Origin of the sequence: Bradyrhizobium sp. sBnM-33, assembly GCF_032917945.1 — a bacterium.
GTDB lineage: Bacteria > Pseudomonadota > Alphaproteobacteria > Rhizobiales > Xanthobacteraceae > Bradyrhizobium.
On the sequence record NZ_CP136624.1, the window covers coordinates 1,415,372 to 1,435,215 of the forward strand.

Annotated in this window: 15 protein-coding genes; 7 read left to right on the forward strand and 8 right to left on the reverse strand. The window is 58.8% G+C overall.

The features are described 5' to 3' along the window. Nucleotides 1–246: 246 nt before the first annotated feature. Entirely contained in the window at nucleotides 247–498 is a 252-nt protein-coding gene (locus tag RX328_RS06665) for a hypothetical protein (protein WP_317258630.1), read from the reverse strand. A 771-nt stretch (nucleotides 499–1,269) separates the two neighbouring features. Here RX328_RS06665 and RX328_RS06670 point away from each other — a divergent pair. The 6 genes from RX328_RS06670 (at nucleotide 1,270) to RX328_RS06695 (ending at nucleotide 8,762) form a co-directional block, all read left to right on the forward strand. Next, nucleotides 1,270–1,542, forward strand: coding sequence for a DUF3551 domain-containing protein (locus tag RX328_RS06670; RefSeq protein ID WP_213257534.1), 273 nt, complete (start codon nucleotides 1,270–1,272; stop codon nucleotides 1,540–1,542). A gap of 235 nt (nucleotides 1,543–1,777) precedes the next feature. Beyond that, nucleotides 1,778–2,812: an SAM-dependent methyltransferase gene (locus tag RX328_RS06675; RefSeq protein ID WP_213257532.1), complete on the forward strand. Its 1,035-nt coding sequence runs from the start codon at nucleotides 1,778–1,780 to the stop codon at nucleotides 2,810–2,812. A gap of 313 nt (nucleotides 2,813–3,125) precedes the next feature. Beyond that, nucleotides 3,126–3,419 (forward strand): hypothetical protein, encoded by a 294-nt coding sequence (locus RX328_RS06680; protein WP_213257522.1) that lies wholly within the window; start codon nucleotides 3,126–3,128, stop codon nucleotides 3,417–3,419. A gap of 272 nt (nucleotides 3,420–3,691) precedes the next feature. Continuing rightward, on the forward strand, nucleotides 3,692–4,723 hold the full coding sequence (locus tag RX328_RS06685; RefSeq protein WP_317258574.1) for an IS110 family transposase: 1,032 nt from the start codon (nucleotides 3,692–3,694) through the stop codon (nucleotides 4,721–4,723). A 393-nt stretch (nucleotides 4,724–5,116) separates the two neighbouring features. Then, nucleotides 5,117–5,818, forward strand: a complete 702-nt coding sequence (locus RX328_RS06690) for a hypothetical protein (RefSeq protein WP_213257116.1) — start codon at nucleotides 5,117–5,119, stop codon at nucleotides 5,816–5,818. 1,441 nt (nucleotides 5,819–7,259) lie between these two features. Next, entirely contained in the window at nucleotides 7,260–8,762 is a 1,503-nt protein-coding gene (locus tag RX328_RS06695) for an adenylate/guanylate cyclase domain-containing protein (protein WP_317258791.1), read from the forward strand. 776 nt (nucleotides 8,763–9,538) lie between these two features. Here the strand turns inward: RX328_RS06695 and RX328_RS06700 are convergent. From RX328_RS06700 to RX328_RS06730, 7 genes are all read right to left on the reverse strand, one after another. Further along, nucleotides 9,539–10,984, reverse strand: coding sequence for a serine/threonine protein kinase (locus RX328_RS06700; protein WP_213257118.1), 1,446 nt, complete (start codon nucleotides 10,982–10,984; stop codon nucleotides 9,539–9,541). Nucleotides 10,985–10,988: 4 nt separating this feature from the next. Then, nucleotides 10,989–11,729, reverse strand: coding sequence for a metallophosphoesterase family protein (locus tag RX328_RS06705; protein ID WP_213257120.1), 741 nt, complete (start codon nucleotides 11,727–11,729; stop codon nucleotides 10,989–10,991). 350 nt (nucleotides 11,730–12,079) lie between these two features. Beyond that, on the reverse strand, nucleotides 12,080–13,774 hold the full coding sequence (locus tag RX328_RS06710) for an MFS transporter (protein WP_213257121.1): 1,695 nt from the start codon (nucleotides 13,772–13,774) through the stop codon (nucleotides 12,080–12,082). 367 nt (nucleotides 13,775–14,141) lie between these two features. Then, nucleotides 14,142–16,910: a sensor histidine kinase gene (locus RX328_RS06715; RefSeq protein WP_213257122.1), complete on the reverse strand. Its 2,769-nt coding sequence runs from the start codon at nucleotides 16,908–16,910 to the stop codon at nucleotides 14,142–14,144. Next, complete coding sequence (locus tag RX328_RS06720) at nucleotides 16,903–17,181, reverse strand: hypothetical protein (RefSeq protein ID WP_213257123.1); 279 nt, start codon at nucleotides 17,179–17,181, stop codon at nucleotides 16,903–16,905. The genes RX328_RS06715 and RX328_RS06720 overlap by 8 nt, the downstream gene beginning before the upstream one ends. Nucleotides 17,182–17,200: 19 nt before the next feature. Then, nucleotides 17,201–17,743 (reverse strand): response regulator transcription factor, encoded by a 543-nt coding sequence (locus RX328_RS06725; RefSeq protein ID WP_213257124.1) that lies wholly within the window; start codon nucleotides 17,741–17,743, stop codon nucleotides 17,201–17,203. 137 nt (nucleotides 17,744–17,880) lie between these two features. Beyond that, nucleotides 17,881–18,393: an SOS response-associated peptidase family protein gene (locus RX328_RS06730; protein WP_410734013.1), complete on the reverse strand. Its 513-nt coding sequence runs from the start codon at nucleotides 18,391–18,393 to the stop codon at nucleotides 17,881–17,883. 128 nt (nucleotides 18,394–18,521) lie between these two features. On the opposite strand from RX328_RS06730, the gene RX328_RS06735 reads away from it, so the two are divergent. After that, complete coding sequence (locus RX328_RS06735; protein ID WP_317258631.1) at nucleotides 18,522–19,550, forward strand: IS110 family transposase; 1,029 nt, start codon at nucleotides 18,522–18,524, stop codon at nucleotides 19,548–19,550. Nucleotides 19,551–19,844: the final 294 nt, after the last annotated feature.

The window sequence follows — 19,844 nt, forward strand, 5'->3', positions numbered from 1 at the left end:
GGGGGCCAAGTCGCTTCATCCAAAATTGATCACGGACCTCCGTAGTGGCGCTGAAAAGCGACGCAGCAGCAGAGAAGTCAAAAAATCAACTTTCGCGAGATTTTTGGTGCTGTTCGATTTTCGACTTTTGCAACACAATCGGCACTTTTCGGACCTCAGAGGCTAGACTGACGATGTCCGTTCTTGAAAGCAAAGCCGACTTCCCGGCTGCACCTCAGGACTTCTCAGTTTGACCCATCGCGGACATCAACCCTCCGGCACCGCGGCCAGCCGCAGACCCCTGTAAAACAGCGCGCGCCCGGCAAGGAAGGCCGGATTGTTGCTGGGCGCGGTCGCGCGCAAGCGACGGATGGTAAAGATCGGATCAAGGGCCAGGGCTGCCTGCGCGGTTGCCTTCGCTTCATTCAGTTCGCCAATCCGCGTCAACGCGTCGGCGAGCCAGAAGCGCGAAAGCGGATTGTTTCGATTGGCCTCAATGCTTCGCCTTAGCCAAACCACCGCTTCCTCGCCGGCATCCAGGTGCAATTTAAGGCGAGCTGATGCGGGAACCTCTGTCCGCGACGGTCGTTTGGTGCTGGGGTGGATATCTCGGGAAGAGCCAACTATGACCAGAACCATTCTTGTCAGTCTTGCCGTCCTCACTCTGTCTGCTTCCGTCGCTATGGCCGCGAAGAATAAGGCTCGCCACGCGGCGAAGCCATCGCCTGCCGCCGCTGCGCCTGCGTCTCCGGCTGTGGGTGCGTCTCCAGTCTTCTGGACGGGCGGTGTGAGCAGCGCTGACCGAGACCTGTATATCCGAAATCAGCGCGACTCCGGCCTTGGCGACAAGCGGTAGGGTCTCAGGCCAGCCGATCAGCGCCAGCTCAGGCGGCGCGCTCCGGCCTGCTGGTCTAGCGCCTGCGTCGGATCGTAGGCCATTACCGCGTGCGGAAAATCCCCCAAATTGGGGGATTTCTTCGCGCTGGCCGGTGACGCAAAACGGGCCGCCCCGAAGGACGGCCCGTCTCCTGGCCCATCGCGACAAATCTGACCCGTCCCGATGAGGTCCGCTTTCAGGGGCGGAGCCGACTAGATTTGCTCGTCGCAAGTATTACCGCTCGTGACCCAAAGCGCCGCCTGAAGAGCGGCTGCTTCGTGTAGCGATACGGGTTTGCATCCCTACTCGCGATGCTTTGACTCAGATCAAAGCAGCCGGAGCCAAATCGAAACCTTGATAACGTTCGTGTTGCGCGGTCTCTAGAGTGTGGGTTGGACGTAGTGGAGGCTCAAATGCGCGCACTGATCGGGACAATCCTCGTGATGGGAATGATGGCGGCCACCTCCGCAGTACAGGCTCAGACCTACGATCCGCGTTATCCCGTTTGCGTGCAGGTCGCGACCATAGACGGCACTTCCATTGGGTGTGGCTATGGTACTTTGGCTCAGTGTCAGGCGTCGGCATCGGGTCGTGGAGCCCAGTGCTTTGCCAACCCGTATTATGCGCACGCAAACAAGAAGGCGTCGCGGCGTGCCAATCAGCGACACCAAAGCTTGAATTGGTGAGGCACGTCTGCTGTTGGCACGAAACTAACATCGACCCCGCCTGCGGTGACGTCCGTCCTTGGGGATAGAGCCGACTTAGTTTAGGCAGCAGCGCACGTCGTCTTTTGACCGAGAGTTGACATTGGCCCTAACCAAGAAGCGCATGGAATTGCATCATGCTTGGCCCTGACCCTCATCGACGTGAGATTAATCTCTCCATCACTTTCAGAGCTTTTCAGCGGTCGCAGGAGCAACCTTGAACATTGTTATGACGTTTCAGTTGTTCGTGGCGATCATCATCTCGCTGTTCGTATCATACAACGTTTTTCATTACGTACTTTTTCTCTTGGTGACTCAACCGAAGGACGCGAGCAAGATCGGGCACGATTTGAATCAATTCGAGCGGCGCCAACTGACCGAGTGGACACCGCAGCCGATCGACTTTCTTAAGCACGACGACGAGAAGCGTACATATGATGACGTGTTCGGGACGTATCGCGACGAGCAAGCGAACTACAGCACATGCGTATTTCCCCGCGTCGCATTTTCGCGTCTCTACGAAGCCGAACGCGTTCTTCTGAAGCTGAAGGACGGGATGCGGCTGTTGGATCTCGGGTGTGGATCTGGCGCGGCGGCCTACTACCTCGCCAGCCAGCGAGATATCGAAGTTGTGTGCGTCACCAACTCATCCGTGCAAGCGGACATCTGCCGGCGGAAATTTGCAAAACTGGGTGGGCGTGGGCAGGTGATCGTTACCGACTTCGACAGCCTCGATCTGCCGAGTGAAAGTTTTGAGGCCATCTATGCGCTCGAATCGATCGGCTATACTAAAAACCTGGACGCTTGGCTGGCGCGCTGTTGGCTGATGCTCAAGCCGGGGGGAAGCCTGTTGATCCGCTCACCGGGGTCGTTGGATCATTGTCGGCGTGAAGAGGATTACCTGAGCGTCACCGCCTTCTTCGACAACTGGCGCTACAATTTTGTCGGCGCCAACCTTCTCGTCTACAAGATGCGCCGATTAGGCTTCAACCCGATCCGTTATCGGCGGCTGCCATTCTGGGCGTGGGGCCTCACGTGGAATTTCATTCAACACCTGGTGTTGTGGAAGTATCGGCTAAAGATGCGCACATTCGTGGAATTGGAACGGATCATTTGGCGCACTTCAAAGGCATTTGTCTTCGGCAACCCGTACAACACTGTGTTGGCTACCAAGCCCGAGGCAGCATCTTGCTCCCTGCAGACTCGTGCATCCTCAGAAGCACTAGGTAGCGTTGCCGAGACTGATCTCTAATCCGGGTGCTTTTGACCCAAATGATCTCCGACGTTGTGGGGTGATCGAATGAGGCGACGACATGCGGAAGTATCTTGGCAATGTCCGTTGTTGGGTGACCAGCGGAAAACGTTTGTTCTCGTCGAGCGTTTCCGGTGTTGACCCAAAGCTGCCATTGACTGACCTCGGGTGCGAGGCCCCATTCAGTGAGGCGGTTTGATTCGATACCATGGTCGTCCCCGACAGAGGCTGAACATGAGACGGCGCGAGGGTTGAGTCCCGGAACGCCGCGTCATAGAGATCGATTGTCTCGCCCAACCGAAGGGAGAACTCCATGAAGGCCATCGCACTGGGCGCATTCGGTGCCGCGCTGCTCGCGTCCGCCGCTTCCGCCGCGCCCCTCAACGCGACGACGATCGGCTCCGCCGAAGTCTCCAACGCCGATCAGGTCGGTCTGGTCTGCAACGAGTATTATGGACGCTGCTGGCGGACCCCAGGACCGCGCTATGTCCTGCACTATTACTACGACCCCAGCTACTTCCCCGGCCGGGGCTACAACTACTACGCTGGCCCCGGCTACTACGATCGCCGCTACGGCGGACCAAGGTTCATCATTCGCGGCTGGTAGCCTGCTCGGCCTCCCGGTGCCGCCGTCCCTGCTCGCCCCGCCGACGAGGTGATCGAATGAAGGCTGATTGTTGCAGTGCATGAGTCAGTTTCTGGCACCTCTGAGACATGCCCGCCTATCCAGAGAATGTCCGTTCACCGGGTAGACCGGAAGTCGCCCTGGTCCGGCCAAACCGACGCGAACGAATGATGCTGTGGACGGCGCCCACTCTGCGGCATCGAAGTGCCATAGGGTGGTTGCGTTGAAGCAAACCACTTTGAGGAGAGCCGTCCATGGGCGAGGTTAGCACGATCGGTCTCGATATTGCGAAGTCAGTCTTCCAGGTTCACGGCGCAGATGTTGATGGCGCGGTTGTGATCCGCAAACGTGTGAGCCGCGCCAAGGTGCTGGAGTTCTTCTCGACTTTGCCGGCTTGCGTTGTTGGCATTGAAGCTTGCCCAAGTGCCCATTATTGGAGCCGTGAGCTCCGGGCGCTCGGCCATACGGTGCGGCTGATGCCCCCCAGTTATGTGAAGGCCTATCTCAAGCGCAGTAAGAACGACGCTAATGATGCTGCGGCGATCTGCGAGGCAGTGACACGTCCGTCGATGCGTTTTGTACCGACCAAAAGCGAGCAGCAACAATCAGGCCTGATGCTGCATCGCAGCCGACAGCTACTGGTCCGTCAACGAACGATGCTGTCGAACGCGATCCGTGGTCACCTGGCCGAGCTCGGCATTATCTCGGCAAAGGGGCGCAACGGCACAGCCGAGCTGTTCAAGATCATTGCTGACGAGAAGGATGGTCGGATACCCGCGGCCGCACGGTTCAGCCTCGATGTTCTTGCCGGCCAACACGCCGCGATCACAGCAGAGATCGGAGCTATCGAGAAGCGCATCCATGCCTGGCATCGTTCGAGCGAAGAAAGTCGCCGGCTCGAGCAGATCCCAGGCGTTGGTCCCATCGTCGCCACCGCCCTGGTCTCAGAAGTCGGTGACTGGAAAGAGTTCTCGTCCGGACGAAGCCTGGCGGCCTGGATCGGGCTTGTTCCCAAGCAGCATTCGACCGGCGGCAAGGAACGTCTGGGCAGAATTTCAAAGCAGGGAAATCGGTATTTGCGATGGCTGCTCGTCACGGGCGCCATGGCCGTTATCCGATATGCGCGGCAGCATGGCACGCGGCGCCTCTGGCTGGCGCATATTATGGAGCGCCGGCCGATCAAGGTCGCCGCCGTGGCGCTTGCCAATAAGATCGCGCGCATGGCCTGGGCCATGATGGTACGCGGAGAGCAGTTCAAAGAGCCAAGATTGCTGCCAGCAGCATAGACAACAGGAGTTTCAACGATTGGCGAGGGCATGACGACGTAATGCAGATACGGTTGTTCCGGGGATTGGGAGAGCCCGTTTGGGTCAACGCACTTTCAAGTGCATGCGAACGATTGGGACCCGATCCGCGCAGAGCATTAGGGCCAGCGGCCACACCTGCCGCATTAAAAGGCCGGACACGTGACCGCACCCGACCAATGCTGCAAAACGTCAGAAAGTTCTTGCCAGGGCGCCGTCCACACGTGCTGACGACGAGCGTCAGCCGACTGTGAGCCTAGCTGCCCGATAAGGTATCATCGCAGACCCTTTATCGGAGGGCGCGAAGTCTTCTAGTCGGTGGATCGACACTCACACAAACTGTGGGTTCCACTAAGCAAATAAAGGATTCTCATCATGCGTAAGTTTCCATTGGTTCCGTTGATCATCGCAGGCTGGATCGTTGTACTGATGCTCGGAGCGCCCCTGCGCGCCGAGACATGGACCACGGAGTTTCCGATCGACAAGCAAGACTTGGCCTCCACTGGTCGCAACCCTTACTTCATCTTGGAACCAGGCCACTACTTAGTCCTCAGAGGGGGCGACGTAGAGTTGACCATCACCGTCTTGACCGAGACCAAAATGGTGGATGGGGTGCAGACGCGCGTGGTCGAGGAGCGAGAAACCAAGGCCGGCAAGCTGTTCGAGATTTCGAGGAACTACTTCGCGATCAGCAAGCGGACCAACGACGTGTTCTACTTCGGAGAAGACGTGGACATTTACGAAGGTGGCAAGGTCGTAAGCCACTCTGGGGCGTGGCTGTCGGGCGTCAACGGGGCGAGATTCGGCCTCTTTATCCCGGGCCAGCCATCGGTGAATGCGAGATACTACCAGGAGGTGGCCCCTGGAGTGGCTATGGATCGAGTCGAGATCATCAGCCTGACCGACACGGTCAGAACGCCGGCGGGGGAGTTCAAGAACTGTTTGAAGGTCAAGGAGACAACTCCCTTGGAGGCCGGCGTCACGGACTACAAATACTACGCCCCTGGCATCGGGATGGTGCAGGACGGCGCGCTGAAACTCGTTAAGTCTGGAACAGCTCAAGAGTCCCACAGATAGGACGTGTTGGCACTCGGCGTCTAATATCCCCGGCGAAGCCATCATCGATGGTGAAGTGGTCATCACTTTATCAAATACGAGACAAACGCCGCGTACGCCCCCAGCATGAACAGGGCATCTGTCTCATCTACCTTCGCCGTGCTGTCATCTAATAGCGCGTGCCGTATTCCCTGCAGAACGATGCTTGCTTGGCAGTAAGCTTGATCATGTAGTCTCCATATTAAGTATCTGCATCTTTGCTGCCGCCGGGGCGATGGAACAAATCGGAACAAGTGTCGTTCTTCTTAACCTGCTTGCATCGTGGGTAAACTGGGAGGACGAACATGTTGCTTCGAGGTACCCTCATAGTTCTTGCCGCAATGCTCGTGCACACGGCGCCATCCGTTGCAGACAGCGGTTCTTTGATTCATCAAGCTCAATTCCGTGGCCCGGGCAGTGGCCAGTGTCCGCACGGTTACGATTTCAATGATAAAGATGGACGCTGCTATCCGCACGGAGCTGGGCGGGATTATCGTGGTGAGGGACGTATGTATCGTGGCGGCCAATACCCTGTGCGGTCATGGCGCCATCCCGGCAATATAGAGCAGCCCTGATCAATAAGGGCATCAAGCCGAAGATCGCGCGGACCGTTCACAGCCCCGCCGGCAATGGTATCAATGGCCGGCGTGCTGTCGTCGCAAAGCTTCAGCATTCAGCGACCGACCACTTGCGAACGCAAGACAGTGTTGATGTAGCTCCGCGCATCATCCTTGGACTTCAAGTCCTTCCGAATTACGCGACCCGTCGATTGTTTAGAATGGCCCAGCCATCCTGCAGGCCGAGATGCCTGGTCTCGAACTGGGTGTCGTCGCGGCGGTGCAAATTGCCAACGGTACCTCAAAACAAAGGCCCGGAGTGCCTTGGAGCCCGGGGTCCTCACAACCTCAATAGCCAATGGGGTGGCAGGATATCGAGCGCACCGGCAATGTCACGGCCGCGTTCAGCGGCAGTGTTGCCGGTACTCCGTTGCGCGCATCACTCGTCGCCTCACACAACCGCGCGAGCGGCTTAGTCCTCTGGCCCCTGCCAGACAATCGTCAAGGTGCTGAATACGTCGGCTCTTGGCACTTTTCGGACGTCACAACCGGACGCAGGAATGTCTGTTGTTGAGAGAAGAACGGAAGTCGCGATTGCATCGCCTGACTTCCGAGTCTGACCCGATTCGGACGTGGGCATAGCCGGACATCGGCCCACAATTGTGCTATATGAACGTTCAATTTCCCCGAGCCCCGGGGGTGCATCTTGAGCAGAGAGCACGTAGAGCGGCGACTGGCAGCGATTCTGGCGGCGGATGTTGCGGGCTCTTGCCGCTTGATAGGGATCGACGAAGAAGGCGCGGGCGCAACTGAAAGCTCTGAGAAAGACGCTTTTTGATCCCAAAATCAGCGATCATCGCGGGCGCATCGTCAAGAACACCGGGGACGGCGCTCTCGTTGAGTTCGGGAGCGTCGTAGATGCCCTACGCTGCGCCGTCGAAATTCAGCGCGGAATGGCCGAACAAAATATCGATGTGCCGCAGGTCAAGCGGATCGAATTTCGCATCGGCATTCATGTCGGTGATATTGTTATCGAAGAGAACGATATCTTTGGTGACGGGGTCAATATTGCGGTGCGTATCGAAGAGATCGCAGAACCGGGCGGCATTAGCATTTCCGACGATGCTCACCGGCAAATTCGTGGCAAGGTAGATATCACCTTTGAGGACACGGGCTCGCAATCTTTGAAGAATATCGCCGAACCGATACGGGTCTGGCGCGTGCGCATTGTCCCAATCTCTTCTCCGGCAATGGTAACACACCTGTCAAGCGAGACTGCGCAGCCGCTCCCTTTCCCCGACAAACCCTCCATCGCGGTGCTGCCGTTCCAGAACATGAGCGGCGATCCGGAACAGGAATATTTCGCCGACGGCATGGTCGAGGACATTATTACCGGACTGTCGCGGTCCAAATCGCTTTTCGTCATCGCGCGACACTCGACCTTTACCTACAAAGGCACGGCCGTCGATATCAAGCAAGTCGGCCATGAACTTGGCGTTCGCTACGTGCTCGAAGGCAGTGTGCGCAAGGCCGGCAATCGCGTTCGTATCTCGGGACAGCTCATCGATGCCGCAACAGGAGCGCATCTCTGGGCCGACCGGTTCGACAGCCAGCTCGATGACATTTTCGATCTGCAGGATCGGGTCACCATGAACGTGATCGGCGCAATCTCCCCTAAGCTTGAACGCGCCGAAATCGATCGAGCAAAGCGTAAACCAACCGAAAACCTTCATGCCTACGACTATTATCTTCGCGCGCTCGCTTGCGTTTATCGGATCGCCCGTGAAGCGAACATTCAAGCGCTCAAGCTCACCAAAAAGGCCATCCGCCGCGATCCCGAATTCGCCCTATCATATGCGCTCGGCGCTCGTTGCTATGTACAAAGGAAAGGTTTCGGCTGGAGAATCGATACTGTTGCCCAAGAGATAGCTGAGGCCCGGCGGCTCGCGAGGCGGGCGCTCGAACTCGATAGAGACGATCCATCGGTACTCGCATGGGCCGGATATGCGCTCGCTTACGTAGTGGGTGAGGTCGAGGAGGGCGCAGCCCTCGCCTCGCGGGCGATAACTCTAGACCCAAATCTGGCTACCGCACGACATTGGGGCGGTTGGGTCCACCTTTATCTCGGGGACGTAGATGCCGCGATCGAGCAATTCGAGGTCGCCTCGCGTTTGAACCCGCTGGATCAACGGATCTTCAACGTTCAGACCGGGCTGGCCTATGCTCATTTTTTCGCCGGCCGCAATGAGGAGGCCTCAACGTGGGCGACGACTGCTTTACGGCAGCAACCAGATTATCGGCCCGCACAATTTATTCTGGCGGCATGCCATGCGATGTCTGGACGGATTGAGGAAGCACGAGAGATCTAAGATATCGACAGATTGGCGCAGGCTTTCCGGATCGCGGGGATGCCGGAATGACCGTTATTGGCACTTTTGAGACATGCTCACTGGCCCTGACGACGTCCGTTTACAGGGGAAGACCGGAAGTAGTCGGCCGACGGCCAAAGTGATGCGATTGACCCGTTGCTGATCTCGTTACGTCTCACGAATTCACTCGGGCAGCCTAGTCGGCACACCGGCCGAATTGTTGGAGAAGATGACGGGACCATGCGGCCATTTGAGCCTATTCCTAGGGTCCAAGGCCCCTCGACGGGTCATGGCGCAAGATTTCTCATTGGCTTAGCAGCGAGCTGAAAGAGCCGGAGATCGTTCGTTAAGAAAAGCGATCGGATGATAAACGACTCGGGCATCGAGGCGCGCTGAAGCAGCGGTATCCTTGTTGGTACAAAATTCCGGTAGAACACGCTGACTTGCATGAAGGCGACTCGAACTCACTTCCTCTCCCACCAGAACGACAAGCCTCGAAGTTTGTATCGTAGTTTACGGTGGATTTTCCGACGGAGATGCGTTCTTTGGGGAGAACGCGGCCTCCCCACAACGAATATCTTGGAACATGACCCCGAATGTCGGCTTTGAACTGATACACCTCCCAAGCTCGGAGCATCTGTGCGTCTGGTTCGAGCAAGTCCAACTCATCTCCCACCTTTCGATGGGCTCCAGGTTGAATGTGCTGCCGCTTCATCGTCCTCCGACAAACCCCACCACCTGCCGCACCCATGGTGTCACTCTGACCGGCCTTGCACCTAGTGCGAAAGGATTTGATTGCCCCCCCGGGCCGTTAGCTGAACTTCGTCAGGGCGATCGGTCTCGCTTGCGGCACGAACGACTGTCACGGTGCACGGCGCCTCGGCGGTAATTCGGGCGCTAACCTTGGCGGAAGCGCCCCCCGTCGTCGATGCACCGATGATCATGTGATTCACTTTGTTCGACCGTGCAAAATCCAGAATGGCGCCGGCAACATTTCGTGACTCAAGAAGATGGAAGGTGATCTTTCCCCTTGGCAGCTGGAGCGGCCGCGCCCAGTTTCTCAACTCGACCAACCTTTGGACGTGAATATTGTCCCCCGCCGCGTCGACGTTGTCGTCGATGGCGATGAGGGACGTCGGCACTACGCTGACGCAGGCGAGACGCGCTCCTGGCATGTTCGCGAGCACCGATGCGCTGGCGTCGAGCAGAGCGTGTCTCACCTCATCAAGGCCGGGACGCAGACTGACTACCACCAGAATGATGGGAGCACGCGGCGGGGATCTGGTCGCACTCGCAACGATCTCCCGCATCGTCATTGCCGCACGGAGCCTTCGCGCGAGGGTCGTTCGGAAGTCGCTCTGCTGTATGCGCTCGCCGCGTTCGGTCAGCACGACAAGGTCCGGATGGCGCAGGTCGAACATCAGATCCTCGGCGTGCGCGTAGCGGGCATCGGGCAGGGGTTCGAGACACTTGAGAATGATCTCCTGCAGGCCCGGTGGAATATCAGGCCGTAAGGCGCGCGGCGGAATCGGATCGCGCCATATGCGGCGGCGCACCTTGCGCATGCGCGCGGGTACTCCGAACGGAAGCCGCCCCGTCGCGAACTGGTAGAGGATCGCGCCAAGCGCATAGATGTCGCTGCGCTTGTCGGACCGGACCCGGAAGAGTTGTTCGGGTGCCATGTATTCGGTCGTTCCCACCGGCCGATGGAACTGCTCTTCCAAAAGATCGGGCAGATGCTTGTGACGCGACAAGCCGAAGTCGACCAGGGCGGCCGCGCCGGACGGGCGGAAAATAATGTTGGCCGGTTTGAGATCCAGGTGCAGCACGTCCTGTTGATGTAGATCCGAGAGGGCTGCGGCCACTTCCGCGCCGATGCTTACGATCCTATCGATCGGGAGTATCTGATCCAGGCTTTTCAGCAACGTCGGCCCCGTGATGTGTTCCATCACGATATAGGGCTGCACCGCGAAATCGCCGTTCGCGACCCATCGCGGTACATGAGGGCCTTTGAGCTCCGCCATGATCATCTGCTCGACCTCAAAGCCGACGATCAACGAGATGTCGCCCTCGAAATCGAGGAGAGGCAACTTCATGACGATCGGAAAGTCGATATCGTTTCGGCTGACACGCCAGATATCCGCCATGCCGCCGCGGTGGATGCGCTCGTCCAGCCGAAAGCCGTCGATTGTCATACCAACCGTCAGCTGCGCCTTCGCCACGTGATCAGATCCCCATTGTCAGTCGCGAGGCCAGAAAGTCCGGTAACCCCGCTTTGCGAATCTTGCGCGCGGCCAATTCGGCATCATAGGGCACGCGCACGTAGGTGAGCCTGTTGCGCGCGTCGTCGAAGAGCCCGTAACAGGCGGCCGGGTTGTTGTCGCGCGGCTGGCCGACTGCGCCAAGCACCGCGAGCCATCGGCGCTGCCCGAGCAAAGGGATCGGCTTGTCATCGGCCGGAACGTGGTGCTGCGGGAGCGTCAGAGCGCTCTCATTGAAGAGCGCTGGAAAATGCGTGTGGCCGCAAAAAGTGAGGCGATGGCGGGTCGCCCGAAAGCTCTGGAAGGCTTCGCGCGGCCCAAGCACGTAGATCCATGTGTCCGGCGCGCTGGCGCTTGCGTGGACATAAAGTCGATCACCTTCCTCAGCGGTCAGTGGAAGCTGGGTGAGGAACGATCGGTGTGCGTCTTTGAGCCGCGTACGCGTCCATGCGATTGCCGTATTGGCGGTGGCGTTCATGGTTTCGCTCGGACTCAAGACCGCCGCGTCGTGATTTCCGAGAACGGCAACGGCGCCGGCCTGTACCATCTCCGCCGCGCGATCCACGACCCACGCCGGATCTGCACCGTAGCCGACGAGGTCGCCTAGAAACACATACCGATCGGCTCCGGCGCGCTGGGCGTCGGCAAGGCAAGCCGTCAACGCCTCACGGTTGCCATGGATGTCGGCAAGCAGGGCAATCAACATCTTGATATTGTAGCATAGACAGCGGCTTGCCGCACCCGATCCGGATCAGCAATGATACAAGCCCCACAAGCGAGACATGTCCTGCCAGCCGCCGTGCAAGACTTCTGCCTGATCTCAGCGGAAAAGCACCAGGATCACGTAGGCGATGCCGATGGCAATGACACCGCAGGCGGCAGTAAGCGACAGTATGCGTTGAAATCGGGTCATTCTGCCCTCCCCCGACAGGCTCATGAGCGCCTCAGGCGAGGCGCTCATGCGGTTGATGATTATCTGCCTTCAATGGACCTGGCTGCGATAGACCGGATCGATCGTTCGCTCCGGTCCACCGCCTGGAAGCTCCGGACAGCATGTTACTGCTTGAAGATGTCCCGTTTGTAGGTCTCCGGCACAAACATCAGACCGATCACAAAGGTCATCAGTGCCACCACGATCGGATACCAGAGGCCAAAATAGATGTCGCCGGTCTGGGCCACCATCGCGAACGATGTGGCTGGCAAGAGGCCGCCGAACCAGCCGTTGCCGATGTGGTAGGGCAGCGACAGGCCGGAGTAGCGGATGCGGGTCGGGAAGAACTCGACCAGAGCCGCGGCGATCGGGCCGTAGACCATCGTCACATAGATCACCAGGATGGTCAGGATGCCGATGATGGTCAATTTCTGCGCGCTGAAGATGTCGAACATCCCAGCGAAATTGGCCAGCCCTGCTTTCGGGTCGATCGGAATCCGCGCGATCGTAGGATTGCTGGCGCCAGGATATCCGGCCGCGGTCAGGGCCGCACCGACATCTCGGGCGAAGTTCGGATCGTTGGCGGTGAATTCCTTGTCTCCAATCCTCACTTTGGCGACCGTACCGCCCGACGCGTTGACCGTCGTTGCGTTCACCGAACTGCGTGCTAGCAGCGCCTTGGCGATGTCGCAGGAGCTCGTAAACTTGGCGGTGCCGGTCGGGTTGAACTGGAACGAGCATTCGGCGGGGTCGGCGATGATGGTGACCTGTGTGTTCACCTGGGCCGCATGCAGCGCCGGGTTGGCCGTCGCGGTCAGGAGCTTGAAGAGCGGGAAGTAGGTGACCGCTGCAATAAGGCACCCCGCCAGAATGATCGGCTTGCGACCAATCCTGTCGGAAAGCGCGCCGAACACGATGAAACCGCCGGTGCCAAGGACAAGCGACCACGCAACCATCACGTTGGCCGTGAAGGTATCGACCTTCAAAATGTTCTGCAGGAAGAACAGCGCGTAGAACTGGCCTGTGTACCAGACGACGGCCTGGCCGGCGACGAGGCCGAAAAGAGCGAGCAGCGCGATTCTGGCGTTTCTCCACTGCCCGAAGGCTTCCGTCAACGGCGCCTTTGACAACGAGCCTTCCTCTTTCATCTTTTGGAAAGCAGGGCTCTCCTGCATCTGCAGACGGATCCACACGGAGACGCCGAGCAACACGATCGAGACCAGGAACGGAATGCGCCAGCCCCACGCAGCGAAGGGTGTGATTTTCGCTCCAGCCGCCGTCGTCACCTCGGCAAAGTTCGCGTTCACGTAGATCTGCGTGAACATGATGACGATCAGAGAAAGCAGAAGACCGAGCGTCGCGGTGGTCTGGATCCAGCTCGTGAAGAAGCCGCGCCTTCCGGGAGGTGCATGTTCCGCAACGTAAATCGCCGCACCGCCATACTCGCCGCCGAGCGCGAGACCCTGGGCCATGCGCAACGCAATGAGCGCTACCGGCGCGATGAACCCAATCGATTCGTAGCTTGGCAGGCAGCCGACCAGGAAGGTCGACAAACCCATGATCAAGATGGTGATGAGGAAGGTGTACTTGCGTCCAACGAGATCGCCCAGCCGGCCGAACACCAGCGCGCCGAACGGACGCACCAGGAAGCCCGCGGCAAACGCCAGCAGCGCGAAGACGTTGCGCGTTGCCTCGGGGTACTGGCTGAAGAACTGCGCGCCGATAATGGCGGCCAAAGCGCCGTAGAGGTAGAAGTCGTACCATTCGAAAACGGTACCGAGCGAAGAGGCAAGGATAACCTTTTTTTCTTCGCGGCTCATCGGATGGCCTCGCGCCGCCACCTCATCCATAGTTGCTTGAATTGACATTTGTGGCCCCCGTGTTTGTACGGGCGCGTTCAACGCTCACGGCTATCGCGGACCAGCGATTGTCGGTCGCTGATCCGAATGCGACACATGCACCGACACTGGCGAAACTCGCCGCCCGCTCTTTTGTGCACCTCGATCAATAGCATTTTCCGGCAATGGCGTCGACTTAGCTGTTTATCGTAGGAGGTTAGTCTATGCCTCCCTGACCGGATGAATGCTGGATGGAGACGACAAAGTGGTCGCCTGCGATGAATGGACGCAGTCGCGCCGCGCATTGAGGTACGACCGCTCAGCCTGAAAGAGCTAAAGTGACAGGGTGCTATTGCGCCGTCTCGAATGTTGCGGCGCCCGCTTCCGCACCCGAGTGAGACAGGGGGATGCGGAAAGAGAATTTCGCCCCGTGATCAGGCTCGCTGTCAACCCAGATGGCGCCGCCAAAGCGTAGTAATATCTGCCTGCAGATGGGCAGACCAAGCCCGGTGCCCTGCGGCTTGTCCGTAAGCGTATTGCCAGCCTGCTGGAAGCGCTCGAATATCTTCTCCTGGTCCTTCTTGGCGATGCCGATGCCGTTGTCCTTTACATCAACGCGGAGGAAGCCAGCCTCCTGCCAAGCCTCAAGCCGGATCCAGCCGTTCTCCTTGGCGCAAAACTTCTCCGCGTTGGAGATCAAATTCACAATTACTTGTGTGAAGCGATCCGCATCAGCCCGGATTGGCGGAAGATCGTCGGGGATCCTGGTCTCGAGCGAGACGTGACGCGCCTTGGCGAAGAGGCCAGCCATACCGGCGAGTGCCTGCTCGATGACCGCCTTCGGAGCGAGGTCCGCCATATGCCATTCTGATGTGCCCGCCTCCATCTTGGCGAGATCGAGAATGTCGTTGATGAGCCGACTCAGTCGCTCGCTCTCCTGGACGACAATACTTACGAACTTATGGCGCTGATCGGCGTCGAGATCCGGGTTGTCCCGCAAGATTTCGCTGAACGAGCGAATCGAGGTCAGCGGGGTGCGAACCTCGTGGCTCACCGTTGCAACAAAATCGTCTTTCAGCTTGTCGAGCTCTTTGAGGCGCTCGTTGGCGGCTCTCAGTTCCGCCGTTGCCGCCTCGAGCTCCCGCGACTTCTGCTCGAGCTGTCGCGAGTAGACGACGAGCTGCGAGGCTTCATCCAGAATCTGCGCGACCTCGTCGATGTTGTGCATCTCTTCCCTCAATACCGAGGCGACCATAATGCGGGCGGAGGCAGCGCCGATGGCGCCGGCGAGCTGGCGCTCCGAATAGGAGACGATGTCCGAGTCGGCCGAACCATGATCGTGGAGGTGTCGTTTGTTCTCGCGCTCGAAACGCGCGAAAGCCGCGTTCGCACGCGCTTCTCCCATGAAGCGGACCAGCAGTTCTTTGAGATCCCCGATCGTCGCGCGACCCCGCCATACGCCCCCGACGTCTGCGGATCGTTTGAAGATTTCAACGAACTGTACCGCCTGACTACGTTCGATAATGGACTGGAACGTCATCAGCGAGACCCCGACAAAGAGCCCAACGTTCACCAGCAGCGTCCAGATCGTGGCGTGCGCGATCGGGTCCAGCCCTGCGAGTCCGAAAAGCGCGTACGGCTTGAGGAGGGCAAGGCCCAATGGGCCATTCTCGACGAAGCTCTGGCTGATCCAGCCCGAGCGCGCGAAAGATGGCAAAAGGAGCGTGTAGATCCACACCAGGAACCCGCCCGTAAGTCCTGCGACCGCACCGGCCTTGGTGGCGCCTTTCCAGTAAATGCCGCCAACGATCGCCGGCACGAACTGCATCGCGGCCGCGAAAGAGACGAGGCCGATCGTCACCAGTGCATACGACTCGCCGATCAAGCGCACATAGGCATAGCCAAGCAACACAACGACGATGATCGTGGCGCGGCGGATTGTCAGCAAGATTCCGGCAAGGTCTCTGCGTTCCGACAGATGCAAGCGGCCGACGCGCAGGAGCAGAGGCATGACAAGATCGTTGCAGACCATGGTTGCGAGCGCGATCGTTTCGACGATGATCATGCTGGTCGCGGCCGAGAGCCCCCCAATGAAGGCGATCAGCGCAAGAATGGGCCGTTGTTCCTTCATCGGCACGGTGAGCACGAAGGTATCGCCATCCACCCCGCCTTGCGGGAAATGCAGCAACCCGGCGAACGCGATCGGCAGCACGAAGATGTTGATGAGCAGGAGATACAACGGGAACAGCCACATCGCCTTCCTGAGGTGGCGTTCGTCGACGTTCTCCACCACCAGCATCTGGAACTGACGCGGCAATACGACGATGGCGCCCATTGCAAGCAGCGTCAGAGTGATCCAACTGGTGTAAGCCGCGACGCCGTCGATGATGAACAGCCTACTCAACGCCCCGGAGGCCTCGGCCTGTGCGAAAATCTCGCCGAAGCCGCCATAAATGCCGAACGTTACGAATAGGCCAACAGTGAGGAATGCAACAAGCTTGACGATTGACTCGAAAGCGATAGCGGCGACCATGCCCTCATGGTGCTCGCTCGCATCGATGTGACGCGTCCCAAACAGGATCGCGAATACGCCCATGATGAGGGCTACGTAAAAGGCTGTGTCCTGCAGGAAGAGAGCGCTCGCCGGAGTGGTCGGCATCACGATCTCGGGATAGTCCAGCAGCACCGAGAAGCTGGTCGATATCGCCTTGAGCTGCAGCGAGATGTAAGGAAGTATGCCGACCACCGCGATAACGGTGACGAGACCGCCGAGTTGAAAGCTCTTGCCGTATCGCGAGGCGACGAAATCCGCGATCGACGTGATGCGGTTAACCTTGCTGATGCGGATGATCTTGCGGATAACGAACCAGGCAACGATGAAGGTGAGTGTCGGGCCGAGATAGATCGGCAGGAAATCGACGCCCGTCGACGCAGCCCTGCCGACCGAGCCGTAGAACGTCCAGGAGGTGCAGTAGACGGCGATCGACAGGGCATAGATGGTGGGATTGGCGATCAGACTCCGCCCTTGGTCGGCACGCTTGTCGCTATAATAGGCGATTGCAAACAGCAGGCCGAGATAAAGAAAGGCGACGGTGATGATGACGGGGCCGCTAAGCATCGCTGGGCTCCCCCGCTGCTTCCCCGGATTCCTTGTCTGCTACGTTCGCATCGGCTTCGGCGAGATCGTTGGCCGCATGCCGGCGCTCGACCGCGAAGGCAACGAGCGCGATGAGGACTGCCCAGACGGTAAACAGGTAGAGATAGAGCGTCGGTACGCCGAAAACCCTGGCCGCCTGGTTGAAGATGATCAGGAGCGGCGGTGCTAATAGAACCGCCCCGAGCAGAAACAGGGCGACCAGAAGCTCGCGCGTACGGCTGGGCGCTAGCATGAAGACCTCTACGGGTGCCTTACTGCCTTTCCGTCTTTCGGGCGCGAGCGAGCACGGCCTCGACTCGCGCTATCGCGTCCTTGGTCGAGAATGGCTTGGTGATATAGTCGTCGGCGCCAAGGGCCAGCCCTTTCTCCCGCTCGACGTCGCGGCCCCTGGCGGTGAGCATGATGATGCGCACGTCATTCCACGCGGGATTGGCCCGGATTTGCTGACAAATCGAAAATCCGTCGATCTTCGGCATCATGACGTCGAGCAGCACCAGGTCGGGCGCCGCCTGCAAAATCTCGGCTAAAGCCTCCTCGCCATCCTTAGCCGTTCTGACCTCGTATCCGGTCTTCCTCATGAGGAACTCCAACGAGAGTAAGATATTCGGCTCATCGTCGACGATAAGAACGCTTTGGGGGTTGCTCATGGCAATCACCGCTGGGGCCGAAATCCGTCTTGCCCTGATCGGCCAAGCAAAGACCTGCATCTCAAAGTTAAGACTAATTAATTCGGGTCGCAATCGGAAGGTTACAGGAAATTGGCTGTTTGCTGGATTGCAATACCCATTGCGCATGTTGACCCCTTGGAGACAGGGCTGGCGGGAAATGCCATATCCCGCGCATGGGACGCTCCGCGACGCCGGCCCGGTGATCTGGATCGAACGCTATGGCGTGTGGGCGATGGCGCGTTACAAGGAGGTGGCGACCACACTCAACGACTGGGCCAGGCCTTCAGGAAAGCGCCGACAGAGTGATCGAATAGCGCAGCTAGTTGCTGCAGTGCATGAGTCCGGTGTTGATGTGGTGGCGACGTCGTCAGAAAACCGTAGACCTGATGCGGTCCGGGGATCGGCTTCGATTTCGTCCCGTGGTCGCCCTTGAACTCGGTGCAGATGCCCGCGAAGCAGATGAGCGGCCGATCCTCATTGATCGCGAACCAGACGACGTCCTTTTTCTTGGTCTCGGCGTTCGGCTCCGGCGCATACTCAGCGAAGCTGTTGAACGGCACCAGGCAGCGGTTTTCCGGCTTCAGCCAGCCGCGCCAGTGCGGCGAGGACGTGTTGCGGATGTTGGTCACTGGCGGCCCGCCGGTCCGCGGCGGTGGCGGCATGCCCCAGCGCATCAAGACTAGCTCGCGCTCGGCGCCGGCGTTGCGCACGACTGGCGCGGGATAATCTGGAAATACGCCGGGCATTGCTGGCAAGTTGCCAACATAGCGATTCATCACCCGAAAGAGCGCGCGAATGGCTTCCTGGTTGGTGGTGATTGAATAGATGGGGTGATTGCAGTTGCTGCTCGAAAGGCTCAGCCTGGAAGGGAAGCCGGCGAGCCGGCGGCAGCAGGAGCGGGAACATGAAGCACTATGTCGGTCTGGATGTTTCGCTAAAGGAGACGGCTATCTGTGTTGTGGACGAGAATGGCGTCGTCATTCGCGAGGGCAAAACATTTTCGGAACCGGAGGCTATTGTTGCCTGGCTCAACGAAAGCGGATTGCCCATTGCCAAGGTCGGGATTGAGATTGGTGGTCTCGCTCGTTGGCTGTACGGCGAACTGCGTGCTGCCGGCTTACACGCAGTCTGCATCGACCCCCGAAGACTGCGCGGCGTGACTAGGACGATGCCGATTAAGACCGATCGAAACGACGCTCGCGCTATTGCGCAGGTAATGCGGGTCGGCTGGTACACCGTTGTTCATATCAAGGGTGACGTGAGCCAGGAGCTACGAATGCTTCTCAATAATCGCAAGACGCTTTTGATTAAGCAGATCGATATCGAGAATGAAATTCGGGGCGTCTTACGCGTCTTCGGCTTAAAGCTGTCTGGTCGTATATCTCAAGTAACGTTTGAGCAGCAAACGAATGAACTCACAGATGGCCATCCACAACTCGCGGCGATGCTGCGCCCAACGCTTGTGGCTCGAGCCGCGCTGCGTGAACAGTACGGCGTCCTACACAAGATGGTACTTGAAATAGTACGCCGCGAACCGACATGCCAGCGGCTCATGACGATACCAGGCGTAGGCGCACTGACGGCAATCACGTTTCTAACAACTATTGATGACCCGGATCGCTTTCAACGCTCCCGCGATGTTGGCGCGCATCTTGGCCTTACGCCACGCAAATACGCATCTGGCGATCGGAATGGCGCTATTTCGAGGTGCGGCGATGTGATGCTCAGGACCATACTTTATCAGGCAGCGCTTGCACTTCTAACCCGCACCCAGCGTTGGTCTGCATTGAAAGCCTGGGGTGTAAGGGTGGCCAAGCGACGCGGTCTTCGCCGAGCAGTCGTGGCGGTCGCGCGAAAATTAGCGATCGTGATGCATCGGATCTGGGCAGATGGAAGCGAGTTCCGATGGACCTGCGAGGAGGCGACCGCATGATCGATTAGCAATTCAGCGGATCCGCCGAAAAGGCGGAACGACGTCCTGCGAGGACGAGGTCGGGGTGACTGCGCTGCAACCTCTGTGCCTGCAGCACGCGCCTAATAGATAGCAGCTCCCGATCTTCGGACTACCATCGTGAGGCGGCTATGAACGTCGACCTCGTAGACAAGAGCGAGCCTCGCAGGCTGTCGGTAACGAGCTGAACCCTTGTGCCAGCAACCGCAATCAGACAAGAGGTTGCACATGGGGCCGATTAACCTGGTACGCGCGGTGCCCGTCAATAGTCCAACC